Here is a 16,019-nt window from a genome sequence, read left to right on the forward strand (position 1 = left end):
GCTCAGTACGGCCGGACGTAGGGCGGCGACACGCACGCGTACTGCGGGCACGGCGTGGTGAAGCACTGCTTCGGCTCGTACAGGGCGAGCTGGCCCGGCGGGCACAGCGGCGTGGGCGGCGTGCCCTCGACCGCGAAGGGCGGCGGGGGCGGCGGCGCGGGCGTGGGGCCCGAAGGCGGCGGGCTCACGGCGGTGAGCAGGGCGAAGGCGAGCTCGATGACCATGCGTCAGAGCATTCCCCCCGCCTGGCAAAGAGCAGTCCCCCGCCGGGTCACGCTGTGGCCCGGACAGGCCGAAGGCCCGGAGTGCGGCTCCGGGCCTTCGGTGGTTTCACACAGGGTCGCGCACGCTCAGCGCTTCACACGGACGTAGTCCTTGCTGCCGCTGTCGCCGTAGGCGTCGCCGTCACCCTTGAAGACGAACTTCCAGTAGCCGGACTGGTAGGCCTTGGCCTTGGTGTAGATCTTGCCGGAGCCGTTGGCCCAGGTGGTCTTCACGAAGTACCACTTGTGGCCGCCCTTGGGCCAGAAGTACAGGCCGACCTTGCCGGCGTAGCCCTCCCAGTGCCCCTCGTCGTCGATCTGCAGCTTGCCCCTGAAGGACAGGTAGCGGCCGTACTTGACGGGCTCGGGGGAGGCGTTGAACTTGATCAGGCGGGAGTCCGCCTTGCTCGGGGGCGGGGTGGAGTCGACGACCGTCACCCAGTCGCCGCCGCTGGCGGAGCCGCTGACACCGTCGGCGCCCGCGAACGAGGCCTTCCACCAGCCGGAGGCGTACGCCCTGGCGCCGGCCCAGAAGCGGCCGTAGCCGTCGGTCCAGTCGCTGGTGACGTACTCCCACTTGGAGGAGCCGCTCGCCTTGAACAGGATCGCGACCTTCTGGCCCTTCAGGCCGTCCCAGCCGCCCTTGCCCTCGACCTGCAGCGTGCCCTTGAAGGAGAGCTTGTCGCCCTTCTCCACGGGCTCGGCGTAGGCGTCGAATCCGGTGATCCTGCTGGCGCGGGCCACGGCCTTGACCTCGACGCCGTCGGAGTCGCTGACCGAGCCCTTGGCCTGGGCGTGTCCGGCGTACTCCGCGCGCCACCAGCCGGTGGCCTCGACCTTGACCTTGGCGCCGAACGAGCCGTTGGCCGAGGTCGTCGCCTTCTCGATGTGCTTGTAGGCGTCGGTGCCCTTCTCCCTGAAGGTGATGACGACCTGCTGGCCGCCGTAGCCCTCCCAGCCCTTGCCCTCGCGCAGCAGCTGGCCGGAGACGGAGATGTGGTCGCCCTTGGCGACCAGGTCCGGCGTCGCGTCGAAGTCGACGATCTTGGTGTCGACCGCCTTCTTGACCACGATGTCGAACTTGCCGGCGACGGCGTCGGTGCCCTCGCCGGTGGCGGTGGCGCGGTAGCTCCACCTGCCGGCGTCCTTGGCGTCGAAGGACTTGGTGCCGGTGTACTTGGTCTCCTGGCCGTGCGGGGCCTTGCTCAGGGTGACGACGTCGCCGTCGCCGCCCTGGCCCGGCGCCTTGACCCGGAGCTCGGCCGAGCCCGCGGCCGAGGCCGTGAAGCTGAAGGTGACCGTGACGGGCTTGTCGGCGATCACCACAGGGCTGGGCGTGATGTCGACGTTGGAGATGTTCGGAGGTGCTGTCACCGCCGAGGCCGGCGGAGCGAGGGCGAGTGCCCCGGCTCCCACCGCGAGCGCCACGGCGACGGCTCGGATGCGTTGCAACATGCGGGTGTCCGTCCTCCCGTTGGTTGAACGCGGCATTGAGGGTGCCACGTCGTTCTTTAAAGTAGACGTAAGGGACAGGTCAATGGTTGTGAAAATTAACAACTTGTCATTCAGCTCTGTCAAGACCGGCAAATGGGAGCGGTCCACCGGCGGACCTGTGCGACAGGCAGACGAAGCCCGGCCCGTGGGGACATAATCGGGCTTGTGGCGCGCGACACTGTTGAAGACAATTTCGCCCGGGCGGTCGAGGGGTTGCAGGCAGGAGCCCCCAGAGATGCCGCGAAGCCGATCCGCGAGGGGTCCTCCCTGACGGGCGAGCAGTGCCTGGCACTGTTCGAGCACCAGCTGGGCAGCCGCCTTCTCGATGTGGCCGCCCGCTGGCTGCGCGAGCAGAACGAAGGCTTCTACACGATCGGCTCGGCCGGTCACGAGGGCAACGCCGCCGTGGCCGCCGCCCTGCGCCCGACCGATCCCGCGCTGCTGCACTACAGGTCCGGCGCCTTCTACCTGACCAGGTCCGCCCAGAGCGGCAGGCTGCCCGAGCAGGGGCTGCGCGACGTGCTGCTGGGGCTGACCGCCTCGGCCGAAGAGCCGATCTCCGGCGGCAGGCACAAGGTTTTCGGCCATCCCGACCTGGCCGTCATCCCGCAGACCTCGACGATCGCCAGCCATCTGCCCCGCGCGGTCGGCGTGGCGTTCGCGATCGAGCGCTCGACGGCACTCGGCATGGCCTCACCGCGCTGGCCCGCCGACGCGATCGCGGTGTGCAGCTTCGGCGACGCCTCCATCAACCACGCCAGCGCCATGTCCGGGCTCAACACCGCCTCCTACGGCGCCTACCAGGGCCTGCCGCTGCCGATCCTGTTCGTGTGCGAGGACAACGGGCTCGGCATCAGCGTGCGCACACCCAAGGGCTGGGTCGAGGCCGCGGCCAGGCGTCCCGGCATCGAGTACTTCTCCGCCGACGGCTGCGACCTGGCCGAGGCCTACGACGTCTCGCACCGGGCCGTCGAGCACGTCCGCACCCACCGCTCCCCCGCGCTGCTGCACCTGTCGACCGTACGTCTGATGGGTCATGCGGGGTCGGACGTGGAGACCTCCTACCGCACCGGCAAGGAGATACGGGCCGACCTGGCCCGCGACCCGCTGGTGGCCACGGCCGCGATGCTGGTCGAGGGCGGGCTGCTGTCGCCCGAAGAGGTGATCAAGCGCTACGAGTCCGAGCGCGACCATGTGCTGCGGGTGGCGCTGGAGACCACGCGCAGGCCCAGGCTGGCCTCGGCCGAGCAGGTCATGTCCACGATCGCACCGCGCGACCCGAGCCTGATCGCGAAGATCAGCCCGACGGCCGCCGAGCCGTCGCACCGGGAGCGGGCGTTCGCGGGCGCGCTGCCCGACGGCACGCTGCTGACGTTGTCGCAGTCCATCAACAGGACGCTCGTCGACGCGCTGTCCGTCTACCCGGAGATGATGATCTTCGGTGAGGACGTCGCGCGCAAGGGCGGCGTCTACGGCGTCACCCGGGGCCTGCAGAAGCGTTTCGGCGCCTCGCGCGTCTTCGACACCCTGCTGGACGAGCAGGCCGTGCTCGGTCTCGCACTCGGCTCAGGGGTGTCGAAGCTGCTGCCCGTGCCCGAGATCCAGTACCTCGCCTATCTGCACAACGCGCTCGACCAGATCAGGGGCGAGGCCTCGACGCTGCAGTTCTTCTCCAACGGCGCCTACACCAACCCGCTGGTCGTCAGGGTGGCCGCCTACGGCTACCAGAAGGGCTTCGGCGGCCACTTCCACAACGACAACGCCGTCGCCGCCCTGCGTGACATCCCCGGCCTGGTCGTCGCCTCCCCGTCGCGGCCGGACGACGCGGCCGCGATGCTGCGCACGTGCCTGGCCGCCGCGCGCACGAGCGGCTCGGTCTGCGTCTTCCTTGAGCCGATCGCGCTCTACAACGAGCGCCATCTGTTCGACGACGGCGACCAGGGCTGGATGGCCCCCTACGCGCCGCCCGCCCGCTGGCCGGAGACGCACGTGCCGATCGGCAGGGCGCGTTCCTACGGCGACGGGCGAGACCTGACGATCGTGACGTTCGGCAACGGCCTGCGCATGTCGCTGCGTGCCGCGGTGCGGCTGACCTCGGAGGGTTTCTCCTGCCGGGTGCTCGACCTGCGCTGGCTGTCGCCGCTGCCGATCGACGACCTCATGCAGGCGGCCGAGCTGACCGGCAAGGTGCTGATCGCCGACGAGACCCGCCGCTCGGGCGGGGTGTCGGAGGGCATCGTGGCCGAGATGCTGGACGCCGGGTTCGACGGCCTGATCGACCGGGTCACCTCCTGCGACAGCTTCATCCCGCTCGGCGACGCCGCCGGGCACGTGCTGCTGTCGGAGGAGGAGATCGAGCAGGCCGCGCGCAAGATGCTGGCCTGAGCCCGGCTCAGAGCCAGTCGCGCCGCTTGAACACCAGGTACAGCGTCAGGCACACCCCGGCCATGAGCAGGACGGCGAAGGGGTAGCCGCCCGCCCAGTGCAGTTCGGGCATCACATCGAAGTTCATCCCGTATATGGTGCCGACCAGCGTGGGGGCGAACAGGATGGCGGCCCAGGCGGAGATCTTCTTGACCTCCTCGCCCTGGGCGATGCTGGCCTGCGTCATCTTGGCGATCTCCTCGTTCTGCGCCTGGCTGACGAGGGTGGAGTTGACCAGCAGGATGTCCTGGAGCATCTGCCTGAACCCGTCGACGCGCTCGGTGACGGTGATCGCGTGGTCGGCCACGTCGCGCAGATAGGTCTGCAGCCCCTCGTCCACGCCGTACTTGGCCGAGCCCGCGATGAAGCCGTCGATCATGCCGAGCAGCGGCCTGGTCGCGCGCTGGAACTCGATCACCTCGCCCGACAGCTCGTAGACACGGCGCGAGACCATGGGGTCGCCGCCGAAGACCTGCGCCTCGATCTCGTCGATGTCGTTCTGCAACCCGGCCACGACCGGCGCGTAGCCGTCGACCACGGCGTCGAGAATGGCGTAGAGCACGGCCTGGGACCCCTGGCGCAGCAGGTCGGGGTCGGACTCCATGCGTCGCCGTACGGCCGACAGGTCGGGGGCCTCGGCGTGGCGTACGGTCAGGACGAAGTTGGCGCCGACGAAGATGTGCACCTCGCCGAAGGCGACCTCCTCGACGTCGTCGAGGTACTGGGCGGCGCGCAGCACGACGAACAGCGTGTCGCCGTAGCGGTCGGCCTTGGGGCGCTGGTGTGCGACGATCGCGTCCTCGAGGGCGAGTTCGTGCAGGTCGAACTCCTCGGCGACCTTGACCAGCTCCCAGTCCTTCGGCCGGTACAGGCCGATCCAGGCCATGGCGGCCTCGTCGGACTTCAGCGCGTCGAAGGCGTCGGCGAGGGAGGCGGGGGTGCCGACGCGCTTGCCGTCGAGGTAGACGGCGTTGTCGATCACACTCGGCCGGTACGGCGTGTCCTCGTCCGCGCCTCGGGGGTCCATCGACTGCTCGGGGGCCGCCTCCCGGACGCCCCCTCGCAGGAAGTCGCGCATCCGTGCCATGCCGCCTCCGCTCAGCCCACGCGCCGGTAGTCGTCGAGCGCCTCGACGGCCCGGTCGCGGATGCTCTTCCTGAACATCGGCGTCCAGCCGAGCAGCAGCCCGGCCGGCCTGCCCAGGGCCATCTTGGACCAGTGCCTGAAGTCGTAGGCGTCGTGATGGCGCACGATCAGATCGTCCTCGAACCTGAACAGCGCGTCCACCTCGTTGACGACCTTGCGGCCGGTGCGCGAGAAGGTGTAGCTGGCCGTCCAGTGCGCGGCGCCCGAGTGCGCGTCGGCGCTGACGTCACGGCACTGTACGGCCAGGCCGCTGCCCCGGCTCAGCAGCAGCCGCCACATGGCCATGACCCGGTCGCGGCCCTCGACCTCCTGGAAGATCGGGTCGCCGAAGCTGACGTCCGGGTGGTAGCACCGCTCCATCGTGTCGGTGTCGCCACTGCCGAAAGCCCGATAGAAGGTGTGAAGCAGTCGTTCGTACTGATCGTTCATCAATACCCCCCAGGTGCCATCAGATCATGCCCGTCGCATTGTCCAGCACACCTGTCCGCGCGGTCGGCGGCGACCCCGGGCCCGCAATGGTGTTCTATCGCCACAACCAGCCCTTTACCTCGGTAGGGTCATCTCTCGATGGACAAGCTATGGGCTCACCTCACCGCGGCGCAGGACGCCCCCCAGCCGTGGGTGGTCGTGGCCGCCGCGCTCGCCGCACTGGTGCTGGTCACCTACCGGCCGTCGTGGCATCTGGCGCGCGGGCTGATCACGATCGCGCACGAGGGCGGCCACGCGGTCATGGCCCTGCTGACCAGGCGCAAGCTGGAGGGCATCAGGCTGCACTCCGACACCTCGGGCGTGACGCTGACCAGAGGCAGGCCCAACGGGCCCGGCATGGTGCTGACCGCCCTGGCCGGTTACGTGGCGCCGTCGCTGCTGGGCCTGCTCGCGGCCTGGCTGACCGCGCAGGGGCGCATCACCCTGCTGGTCTGGTCGGTGCTGCTGTTCCTCGTCTGCATGCTGGTGCTGATCCGCAATGTGTTCGGCGCGCTGATCCTGCTGGCCTCGGGCGGCGCGGTGTTCGCCCTGTCGATGTACGCGCCCGAGCAGGTGCAGCAGATCGCGGCGCACTTCGCGGTGTGGCTCCTGCTGTTCGGCGGGGTCCGGCCGATCGTCGAGTTGCAGCGCAAGCGGCGCAGGCGGCAGGCGCCCGACTCCGACGCCGACCAGCTGGCCCGGCTCACCTTCCTGCCCGGCGGCTTCTACGTGCTGTTCTTCCTGCTGGTGGCGCTGGCCTCGGTGGCCGCCGGCGCGTATCTGATGGCGCCGATCCCCTAAATCCATAATTCCCTACCTGTTATGTTGCCTTTAGGGGTGAGGCGTTCTACCGTGGCGGCATGGCCACCACAACCTCCCTCGCCATCACTCCCGTAGCCGGCCGCATCGGCGCCCAGCTCGACGGCGTACGGCTCGGCGGCGACCTGCCCGACGAACTCGTCGCGGAGATACGCCTGGCCCTGCTGACACACAAGGTCGTCTTCTTCCGCGGCCAGGACCACCTCGACGAGCAGGGCCAGGTCGCCTTCGCCCGGCTGCTCGGCGAGCTGACCACGGCACACCCGACCGTGCCCGCCGCACGCCAGAGCGAGCACATCCTCGACCTCGACTACAGCGACGGCCAGAAGGTGGACCGCTGGCACACCGACGTCACCTTCGTCGACAGGCCGCCGCTCGCCTCGGTGCTGCGCGCGGTGACCGTGCCGCCGGCCGGGGGCGACACGTTGTGGGCCAACACCGTGACCGCATACGAACACCTGTCGGCCGAGCTGCGCACACTGCTCGACGGCTTGCGCGCCGTCCACACCAACGCCTACGACTACGCCAGGATCGCCGCCTCCGAGCATCCCGAGATCTCGCTGCGCCATGCCAAGGTGTTCGCCTCGACCGCGTTCGAGACCGAGCACCCGGTCGTCAGGGTGCACCCGGAGACCGGCGAGCGCTCGATCCTGCTCGGCGACTTCGCCAAGCGGCTGACCGGGCTCGACACCAGGACCTCACACGCGCTGATCAAGCTCATCCAGGAGCAGGTCACCCAGGTGGAGAACACCGTGCGCTGGCGCTGGGCGCCCGGCGACGTGGCGGTGTGGGACAACCGGGCCACCCAGCACAGGGTCGTGCACGACTTCGGCGACCAGCCTCGACGGCTGCACCGGGTGACGATCGCGGGCGAGGTGCCCGTGGGCGTCGACGGGCGGCCCAGCACGTCGCTGGAGGGCGACGCCGCGGCCTACACCTCCCCCGCGGCGGCCTGACCCGACGGCACCAGGAGGGGCCTCCCGTGCCGGGGGCCCCTCTCGTGTGCCGGACGCCTCCCGTCAGGAGGCGACGGCGGCGGCCGGGCGCGTGACCTCCTTCCCCGCGGCGTATCGCGAGGCGGGCCTGCGCAGTCCGTAGTTCTCGCGCAGCGTCCGCCCTTCGTACTCGGTCCGGAACAGCCCCCTGGTCTGCAGCTCGGGCACCACGTGCTCGACGAAGCCGGCCAGGCCGCCGGGCAGCAGCGGCGGCATGATGTTGAAGCCGTCGGCGGCCCCGTTGCCGAACCACTCCTCGATCACGTCGGCGATCTGCTCGGGCGTGCCCGCGACCACCCGGTGGCCGCGCCCTCCGGCCAGCTTGCCGAGCAGTTCGCGCACGGTGAGGTTCTCGCGCCTGGCCAGGTCGACGACGAGCTTGCGCCTGCTCTGCGCGCCCTCGGTCTCCAGCGGCACGTCGGGCAGCGGACGGTCGAGCGCGTCCTCGGTCAGGTCGATGCCGACCATGTGCGAGAGCTGGGCCAGGCCGTACGCGGGGATGATCAGCTCGTGCAGGTCGCGTTCCAGGGTGCGGGCCTCGTGCTCGGTCGCGCCGATGATCGGCGACAGGCCCGGCAGCACCAGCAGGTCGCCCTCGTCGCGGCCGTGGCGGCGCAGGCGGGACTTGATGTCGGCATAGAAGTCCTGGCCCTCGCGCAACGTCTGCTGTGCGGTGAAGACGGCCTCGGCGTGCCTGGCGGCGAACTCCTTGCCGTCGTGGGAGGAGCCCGCCTGCACCAGCAGGGGATGGCCCTGCGGGGTACGCGCGGTGTTGAGCGGGCCGCGTACGGAGAAGTGCGGGCCCGCGTGCTCGATGGCGTGGATCCTGGCCGCGTCGGCGTAGTGGCCGCCGCCGGTGTCGCCCAGGACGGCGTCGTCCTCCCAGCTGTCCCAGAGCTTGGTCACCACTTCGAGGAACTCCGTCGCACGGGCGTAGCGCGCCGCGTGCGCCGGGCGGCCCACGCCGAAGTTGCCCGCCTCCGCCTCCGTGGCCGAGGTGACGATGTTCCATCCGGCCCTGCCGCCGCTGATGTGGTCGAGGGAGGCGAACTTGCGTGCCACGTGGTAGGGCTCGTTGTAGGTGGTGGAGACCGTGGCGATGAGCCCGATGTGCTCGGTCGCCACGGCCAGCGCGGCCAGCAGGGTGAGCGGCTCCAGCCCGCCGAGCGCGTTGTGCCGCACGTCCCCGGCCAGCGCAACGCCGTCGGCCAGGAACAGCGAGTCCAGCTTGCCCCGCTCGGCGATGCGGGCCAGCTCCTGGTAGTGGCGCACGTCGTTCAGCCTGGAGGGGTCGCTCGAAGGATGACGCCAGGCGGCCTCGTGGTGCCCTACTCCCATGAGGAAGGCGTTCAGGTGCAGCGTGCGGACGGCCATCAGGGGATCCTCCAGGTCGAGAAGCGGCGTTCGACGGCGATCAGCAGCAGGTTGAACAGCAGGCCGAGCACGGAGATCGTGATGATCCCCGCGTACATCTCGTGGATGCGGAAGCTGGCCTGCGCGTCGTTGATCAGATAGCCGAGCCCGGCCTTGGCGCCGACCATCTCGGCGAACAACAGGACGAGAATGGAGTACGCCCCCGCCAGCCGCACACCGGTGAAGATCGTGGGTACGGCCGCAGGCAGCACGACCTTCTGGAACAGCCGCAGCGACCCCAGCCCCATCGACCTGGCCGACTTGATCAGCAGGGGCTCGACCGTGCGCACCCCGCTGACGGTGTTGAGCAGGATCGGCCAGCTGCAGGCGTAGAGCACGAACCCGATCTTGGAGGTCTCCCCCAGCCCGAGCACCAGCACGAACACCGGCAGCAACGCCACCGGCGAGGTGTTGCGCAGCAGTTCGAGCACCGGGTTGAGCAACGTCGCGAGCGGCCGGTACCAGCCGATGAACAGCCCGAGCGGCACGGCCAGCACGATCGCCAGCCCGAACCCGGCCAGCGAGCGGCCGAGCGAGGCCTGGAAGTGCTCGGCAAGCCGCCCGCTGAGCAGCAGGTCGTACCAGGCGACGAGGACCTCCGAGATCGGCGGCACGAACACCCGGTCGACCGCCCCGATCCTGGGCAGCCCCTCCCACAGCAGCAGGAGCACGACGACGGCCGTACTGTTGCGGACCACCGCTCCGGCGCCGCGCCGCCATCCGGGCGCGCGTGCCGGGGCCGGGGCGATGGCCGGTTTCGGGGTGAGGGCGAGGTCAACCATGGGCGCCGCGCTCCTGCCTGCCGGCCTGCGCCACCTCGTCGCGCAAAAGCGTCCAGATGTGGTGGCGGTAGTGGGCGAACGCCGGGGCGGCCCGCAGGTCGCCCTCGCGCGAGTCGAAGCTCACCTCGACGACGTCCATGATCCGGCCCGGCCTCGACGTCATGACCGCCACCCGCTGGCCCAGGTAGACGGCCTCGTCGATGCCGTGCGTGATGAACACGATGGTCTTGCCGGTCTTCTCCCAGATGTGCAGCAGCTCCTCCTGCAGCGACTCGCGGGTCTGGGCGTCGAGCGCGGCGAAGGGCTCGTCCATGAGCAGGACCTCGGGGTCGAAGGCCAGGCTCCTGGCGATCGCCACCCGCTGGCGCATGCCGCCCGACAGCTCGTGCGGGTACCTCGTCTCGAACCCGGCCAGGCCGACCAGGGCCAGGAAGTGCCTGGCCCGCTCCTCGCGCTCCTTCCTGCGCACGCCCTTGGCCTCCAGGCCGAAGGCGACGTTGGCCAGCGTCGTACGCCAGGGGAACAGCGCGTACTGCTGGAAGACGACCCCCCGGTCCAGGCCGGGACCCGAGACCGGGACGCCGTCGATGACGATCTCGCCCGACGACGGCTCGGTCAGACCCGCCACCAGGTCGAGCAGGGTCGACTTTCCGCATCCGCTCGGGCCGACCAGGGTGAGGAACTCCCCTTCACGTACGTCCAGCTCGATGTCGTGCAGTGCGGTCAGATGTCCGGCGGCGTCGCGTACGGGGAAGACCTTGCTCACGCCACTGATGCCGATCTTGGTACGGGTGGCGCTGCCGACGGCGACGCTCATGAGCTGCCTCCGTTCGCGAAGGGGTTGAAGGCGTTGGTGTAGACGTCGGCGAGGTCGACCTGGCCCTTGGTCAGCTCGCCCTCGGCGATCAGCCAGTCCAGCCAGGTGCCGAACTCCTTGTCGGCGATGACGCCGCCCGCTCCCGCGATGCCGCCGCTCTTCCAGAACTCCACGGTGCTCGCGTCCTCGTTGCGGCCCCGCTCGGCGATGATCTTGCGGAACCTGGCCACGACCTCCTCCCTCGGGCGGGTCTGCGTCCACCGCACGGCCTTGGCGAAGCCCGCGACGAAGGTACGCGTGGTGGTGGGGTTGGCGGCGATGAAGTCCTCGCGCAGCACCATCGAGCCCGCCGTGAACGGCCCGAACAGCCCCACGTCGGTGAACAGCGGCCGCAGCCCGCCCCGTTCGAGCGCCTTGTCCTTGAGCACGCCGCCCAGCGTGCCGACGTCGAGCTGCCCCTGGCGTACGGCCTGCTCGGTGTTGACGGGCGGGACGACGACGAGCTGGACCTGCTCGACCTCGGCCGGGGTCAGGCCGTTGCGCTTGAGGTACTCCTTGATCACGGCCTCGTGGTGCGCGCCGAGCGTGTTGACGCCGATCTTCTTGCCGACGAGGTCGCGGGCGGTCCTGATCGGGCTGTCGTTCAGGACGTAGTAGCCGCTGAAGGTCTTGTGGTCGGCGCCGTAGTAGCCGACCACCGCCTTGATCGGCGCCTTGGCCGCGCGCAGCTTGAGAATGGCGCCGTTGAAGGCGCCGCCGACGTCGATCTGCCCGGTGGCGACCGACTGGATGTCCTGGGGCCCGGAGATGGTGTTGCCGATCCACTTGAGCCTGACGTCACCGAGATGGCCGAGGTCGGCGGCGAGTTCGGCGAAGAGCACGGCGCCGACCGAGCCCTGGTAGCGCAGCTCGGTCACCTCCGCGCCTCCGGCGGCGCCCGCCGAGCCGCAGCCGGTGAGCGAAGGGGTGAGCAGGGTGACGATCAGGGCGGAGATCAGGGCAGGTCCGAACTTGATCACGATGGTTCCTCACCGGATCCGGAAGATGGGGGTTTCGGGGGTGTCTTCGGAGGTGCCGGACGGCTCGGTTCAGCGACACTGCGCGCTGCAGACGTGACCGAAGTCGACGTGCTGGCGGCGGGTCAGGTGGAGGCCCATGCCGCGAACCTACGTAGCCACCCGACAAAGGTCAATATTTCCTACTTGAATTACATGAATTAGATGAAGCAGGCATGCCGCGGGCGTCCCGGGCATACCGGGACGCCCGCAGGGTGTGCTCGTTAGTTGGAGCCGCCCAGGATCTGCCTGCCGCGCTCGGTCAGCTGGCCGTTCAGGTCGACCAGGCCCTGCTCGACGCGCTCCTTGAGCTGCTTGAGCGCGGTCACCGGGTCGTCGGCGTAGTCCACGGCGTTCGGGTCGTACACGCCCGCCTGCTTGAGCCGCTGCAACTCGGCCTGCGCCTGCGCGGTGTCGTCCGACAGCTTGATCTGCAGCTGCTGGGCCGCCTGCGACGCCTTGGCCTTCGCCTCGCCGGTCAGCTCCGACACCTTCGCCTGGGCCGACTCCATCGCGTCCGCGCCCTTGGACCGCAGATCGGAGGCCGCGGCCGTGGCCGTGGCCATGCCCTGCGACACCTTGGCCTGCGCACTGTCGAGCGCCGAAGGCATCGAGCTCGCCACCTCGCTCGCCTTGCTCTCCGCACTCCTCTTCGCCTGGTCGATCTCGCTCTGCGAGCAGCCGGTCGCCAGGACACCCGCCACGGCCAACGCCGCCACGAACGTGTATCGCATCTCCGTATCCCCCCGAACACGCCCACCCCCCAGTGGGCCACACCCTCCCTATGCCCCCAAGATCACCCCGAGGAACCGCTCCACCTCTTCGACCTCGGCCGCGACCAGTGCCGACACCTCCTGCGGCACCTGTCCGAACGGCGTCACGCTGACCACGCCCGCCGGTCTGGTCCAGGTGCCCTCCATCCGCCCGCCGACCAGGAGCACCGGCTTCAGCACCCCGCCACCGGGGAAGACCAGCGGCCAGTGCGCGGGCTCGACCATGGGATCGCGCTCCTTCCAGCCGAGGACGTACTCGTCGAAGGCCGGGACCAGGCGCACGCCCTCCGCGGGCTCCGGCGAAGGCATCACGCGCGAGGTGCGCGCCCACGCCGCCCTGGCCGTGCCGAGCGGCAGGCCGGACCAGGCGGCCAGGTCGGCCGGGGTCGCGGGGGCGTGCGCCCGCTCGTAGCGCAGGGCCAGCTCGGTCAGCGCCGCGTCCCGGTCGACGGCGGCCAGGTCGACGGGGGCGCCCAGCCAGTCCGCCGCGTGCACGTAGGTGGGTTTGCCCGCGCCGGTCGCCGGGCCCATGACCGCCAGCCCGTGCAGCGCCGCCAGCCGCGCGAGGTGGACGACGCCCTGGCCCTTGGCGACCAGGCCGCGTGCGGCGAGGCGCGCCTCCAGGTCCGGCTTGGTGAGCGGCCCCTCGCCCTCCATGGCGGCGGCCGTCCTGGTCACCAGGTCGTCGCCGTGCACGCCCTCCTGCTCCAGACGCCGTCGCGAGGACGTCACCTGTCCGGGCGCGGTCAGGGCCAGCAGCCAGGGCAGGTCGTCGGCGTGCATGTAGTGCAGGGTGCCGCGCGGCCCCCACGTCCGTATGATCTCGCGCCGCTCGACCGCCGCCCGCACGTCGCCCGCCGTGAGCGCGGCCGAGCGCGCCCTGAACGCCAGCGGCACGGCCGCCAGGTCCTGCGCCTGTACGGCGAGCAGCCGCCTGACGACCTCGCCGGGGCCGAGGGCCTCCTGCCGGTCGAGCAACTGGGCACGCCACCGGGAGCCGAGCATGTTCCCCCACTCATATTTCGCAGCCAATCGCCCGCAATCGCCTGGCCTGCCGTACCGAAGGTCGATCGGCGGCCAGGAATGTCGGGCGCAACCCTTACCTTAGAGCGCATGTCTGATCAGCCCTTGACCCTCGACTCGGCGCTGTCGGAGGAGGCGGTGCTGTCCACCTACCGGCGCATGTTCGCGACCCTGGCCCGCGACAGCGGCGCCGTCGTCGACGATCCCGCCCTGGTCGACATCGCCGAGACGCTGTTCGCCGCGTTCGCCGAGGCGGGCGAGGAGTGGATGACGCACGAGCAGATGCGCCACGTCTGCCGGGCCTACCCCGCCGACCAGTTCGAGAACCGGCTGCGCGTGCTGCGCGGCCTCGGCGCGATCCGCGAGGTGTTCCCCAAGCCCAACCAACTGCGCTATCGGGCCTCCTTCACCAGTGTGGTCGGGCTGATGTTCATCAGGCGCATGATGGACGATGGCGGGCAGAGCGAGATGCACCGCCTGCTGGCCCTCGAAGACCTCAATGTGGCCGATCCCCGCACGACGATGGAGCAGGCCCGCCAGACAGCCGCCAACCTGGCACGCGCCTTCAGGCTGTGGGCCCTGGAGCTGATCACGCTGACGACCGGCACCATCGAGGAGCTGCGGGAGCAGGCGCCCAAGCTGTGGGGCACCGAGGAGGTCGCGCTGCGCGCCCAGAGCCTGCACGCCACCATCCTCACCCGCTGGCCCGCCCTCGACCGCGTCTGCACCGAGCTGCGCTCCTCCATCTACGCCTACAGCGACGCCTCACGCCGGGCCGCGGGCCGCCTGGCCGACTCGGCGGGCACCACGCGCAATCTGACGCTGCTGCCGACCGAGACCTGGCGCACGTTCTCCCAGACGGCGGGCAAGGAACGGCTGGCGGCCGTGCTCGACGGCTTCGTCTTCGACGCACCCGCCCCCTGGCACGACCCGGCCGCCATCGCCCGCGCCGTCGACGAAGCCCCGCGTCCCGTTCCGGCCCAGCCCACACCGCCGCGTTCCGCGCTGCCCGATCCGGGTCCGGAGGGCGTGCTGGAGCAGACACTGGCCGCCGGGATCGCCCGGCTGGCGGAGGTGGCGGAGTCGGCGCTGGGGTCGGGCGAGCGCGTGCCGATCGCCGACCTGCTCAAGCAGCCCGGCGACTGGACGTCGGCCCGGCGGTTGCTGGCCGACCTCACCTCCATCGACCTCCGGCCGGAGTTGCCCTATCGGGTGGTGTGGGGCGACGGGCTGACCGTGGAGCCCGGGCACGAGCCCTCGTGGTTGTCGCACGGAACGTTGGAGCGTGTGCGGTGAAGGAGGAGGCGGGCATGACCGGCGCGGACCGGGCGGGTGACGCGCAGGCGCATGCGCTGGCGCGGGCGGCGGGGCCGTTGCGGCTGGGCGGCGGGCGTGCGGCTCCCGCCGGGATGGTGCGCCTGGCGCACGACGACGCGAGCGGTGTGGCCGTGCCGCTCTGGCCCGACGGGGTGACGCCTTCGATCCTGGAGGAGCACCAGGTGGCCCCGGTGCCGGTCGAGCGCGCGGGCGAGACGCGCCGCGTGCTGGCCGCCTGTCTGAAGTGCTGCTGGCACGACCTGTCCGCCGACCCGTGGCCAGGCGTCGCGGCCCCGGTCGAACGCGTCCTCGACACCTACCGGGCGCTGATCGGCCGCACGGACGACCTGATGCGCAACTGGGCGATCGGCGCCCTGCGCAGGCTGCACGACTCCGCCTGGGTGGTGCTGTCCGACGGCGTCATCCGTCTCGGTCCCCGCTGCGCGACCTGGCCGGGTGAGTCGCACGCCCAGCTGAAGGAGCTGGTCGGGCGCGTCCCCGAGCCCGAACGCCCGGCCCTCACCGTGGTGGCCGACGCCGACATCGTGGCCGCCGCCGACATCCCGCACTCCCCCGACGCCCCGCTGGCGGGCGTGCGCGTCGAGGGCGGCGAAGGGGAGTTCGAGGAGCTGCTCGGCGTCTTCGACGAGCGGCGGCGCGCGGAGCTGGTGGCGGCGTTCATGGCGGTGGAGTTCGGCGCGGAGCCGGTGCTCGAAGCGCGGTTCGCGGCCCTGCGGGATCCGGCGTTGCGCAGGGCGCTCGGCGAGATGCTCGGGCGGCGCGGGCGGGTGCTGCTGCAGGTGCGCGAGAAGTGGACCTCCGGCTACGACGACGGCGCGGCGGCCCGGATCGGCGTGCGGCTGGGCGAGAGCGAGCGCGCGGTGCTGACCCTGGTGCTCGTGCACTCGGTCGCGATTCCCCGTGCCGAGGGCCTGCTGCCCGAGGACACCTGGCTCTCGCCGCACCCCACGCCCGTCGACGAGCTCAGGCGACAGACCCAGGTGCCGATCGGCGAGCTGGAGGCGGCCCTCAGGGTGCTGCGGCACGCGGGGCTGCTCGCGCAGGTCAAGGCGGGCGAGGAGGCGGGCGGCTATGTGCCGGGACCGCAGTTCAACAGGCTCACGCCGCAGGCCAGACGCCGCCTGCAGGAGGAGCTGATCCTGGCGGCCGGACCGCACACACCGCTGGCGGCAGCCGTACGTTCATCACGTAAGACGGGGGAATCCTAGG

At 70.8% G+C, this 16,019-nt stretch carries 15 protein-coding genes; 5 read left to right on the forward strand and 10 right to left on the reverse strand.

All coding sequences use genetic code 11. From position 1 onward, the window contains the following. Positions 1–2: 2 nt before the first annotated feature. Both ACTWNK_RS30195 and ACTWNK_RS30200 read right to left on the reverse strand, forming a co-directional pair. Complete coding sequence (locus ACTWNK_RS30195; RefSeq protein ID WP_474308018.1) at positions 3–224, reverse strand: hypothetical protein; 222 nt, start codon at positions 222–224, stop codon at positions 3–5. A gap of 126 nt (positions 225–350) precedes the next feature. Continuing rightward, positions 351–1,718, reverse strand: coding sequence for a hypothetical protein (locus ACTWNK_RS30200; protein ID WP_474308020.1), 1,368 nt, complete (start codon positions 1,716–1,718; stop codon positions 351–353). 204 nt (positions 1,719–1,922) lie between these two features. On the opposite strand from ACTWNK_RS30200, the gene ACTWNK_RS30205 reads away from it, so the two are divergent. Beyond that, positions 1,923–4,142, forward strand: coding sequence for a thiamine pyrophosphate-dependent enzyme (locus ACTWNK_RS30205; protein ID WP_474308022.1), 2,220 nt, complete (start codon positions 1,923–1,925; stop codon positions 4,140–4,142). A 7-nt stretch (positions 4,143–4,149) separates the two neighbouring features. Here the strand turns inward: ACTWNK_RS30205 and ACTWNK_RS30210 are convergent, their stop codons facing one another. Both ACTWNK_RS30210 and ACTWNK_RS30215 read right to left on the reverse strand, forming a co-directional pair. Continuing rightward, positions 4,150–5,268, reverse strand: coding sequence for a magnesium and cobalt transport protein CorA (locus tag ACTWNK_RS30210; RefSeq protein ID WP_474308024.1), 1,119 nt, complete (start codon positions 5,266–5,268; stop codon positions 4,150–4,152). Positions 5,269–5,279: 11 nt separating this feature from the next. Next, positions 5,280–5,756, reverse strand: coding sequence for a nuclear transport factor 2 family protein (locus ACTWNK_RS30215; protein ID WP_474308026.1), 477 nt, complete (start codon positions 5,754–5,756; stop codon positions 5,280–5,282). 138 nt (positions 5,757–5,894) lie between these two features. On the opposite strand from ACTWNK_RS30215, the gene ACTWNK_RS30220 reads away from it, so the two are divergent. Then, complete coding sequence (locus ACTWNK_RS30220; protein ID WP_474308028.1) at positions 5,895–6,596, forward strand: M50 family metallopeptidase; 702 nt, start codon at positions 5,895–5,897, stop codon at positions 6,594–6,596. Between the two features lie 59 nt (positions 6,597–6,655). Next, positions 6,656–7,570: a TauD/TfdA dioxygenase family protein gene (locus tag ACTWNK_RS30225; protein WP_474308030.1), complete on the forward strand. Its 915-nt coding sequence runs from the start codon at positions 6,656–6,658 to the stop codon at positions 7,568–7,570. Positions 7,571–7,633: 63 nt separating this feature from the next. Here the strand turns inward: ACTWNK_RS30225 and ACTWNK_RS30230 are convergent, their stop codons facing one another. The 6 genes from ACTWNK_RS30230 to ACTWNK_RS30255 all read right to left on the reverse strand — a co-directional run bounded on the left by ACTWNK_RS30230 (position 7,634) and on the right by ACTWNK_RS30255 (position 13,454). Beyond that, entirely contained in the window at positions 7,634–8,983 is a 1,350-nt protein-coding gene (locus tag ACTWNK_RS30230) for an LLM class flavin-dependent oxidoreductase (RefSeq protein WP_474308033.1), read from the reverse strand. Next, positions 8,983–9,804, reverse strand: a complete 822-nt coding sequence (locus tag ACTWNK_RS30235; RefSeq protein ID WP_474308035.1) for an ABC transporter permease — start codon at positions 9,802–9,804, stop codon at positions 8,983–8,985. The genes ACTWNK_RS30230 and ACTWNK_RS30235 overlap by 1 nt, the downstream gene beginning before the upstream one ends. Beyond that, positions 9,797–10,621: an ABC transporter ATP-binding protein gene (locus tag ACTWNK_RS30240; RefSeq protein WP_474308037.1), complete on the reverse strand. Its 825-nt coding sequence runs from the start codon at positions 10,619–10,621 to the stop codon at positions 9,797–9,799. The genes ACTWNK_RS30235 and ACTWNK_RS30240 overlap by 8 nt, the downstream gene beginning before the upstream one ends. Continuing rightward, the gene (locus ACTWNK_RS30245) at positions 10,618–11,640 is read right to left on the reverse strand and encodes an ABC transporter substrate-binding protein (RefSeq protein WP_474308039.1); all 1,023 of its coding nucleotides are present in this window, start codon (positions 11,638–11,640) and stop codon (positions 10,618–10,620) included. The genes ACTWNK_RS30240 and ACTWNK_RS30245 overlap by 4 nt, the downstream gene beginning before the upstream one ends. Before the next feature lie 260 nt (positions 11,641–11,900). Then, entirely contained in the window at positions 11,901–12,410 is a 510-nt protein-coding gene (locus ACTWNK_RS30250) for a hypothetical protein (RefSeq protein WP_474308041.1), read from the reverse strand. A 48-nt stretch (positions 12,411–12,458) separates the two neighbouring features. Then, the gene (locus tag ACTWNK_RS30255; RefSeq protein WP_474308043.1) at positions 12,459–13,454 is read right to left on the reverse strand and encodes a winged helix DNA-binding domain-containing protein; all 996 of its coding nucleotides are present in this window, start codon (positions 13,452–13,454) and stop codon (positions 12,459–12,461) included. Between the two features lie 108 nt (positions 13,455–13,562). On the opposite strand from ACTWNK_RS30255, the gene ACTWNK_RS30260 reads away from it, so the two are divergent. Further along, a complete protein-coding gene (locus ACTWNK_RS30260; RefSeq protein WP_474308045.1) occupies positions 13,563–14,768 on the forward strand; it encodes a hypothetical protein in 1,206 nt (401 codons plus the stop codon). A 14-nt stretch (positions 14,769–14,782) separates the two neighbouring features. Beyond that, a complete protein-coding gene (locus ACTWNK_RS30265) occupies positions 14,783–16,018 on the forward strand; it encodes a hypothetical protein (RefSeq protein ID WP_474308047.1) in 1,236 nt (411 codons plus the stop codon). The last annotated feature ends 1 nt before the right edge of the window (position 16,019 follow it).

It is taken from the genome of Nonomuraea sp. IBHARD001 (genome assembly GCF_056106265.1).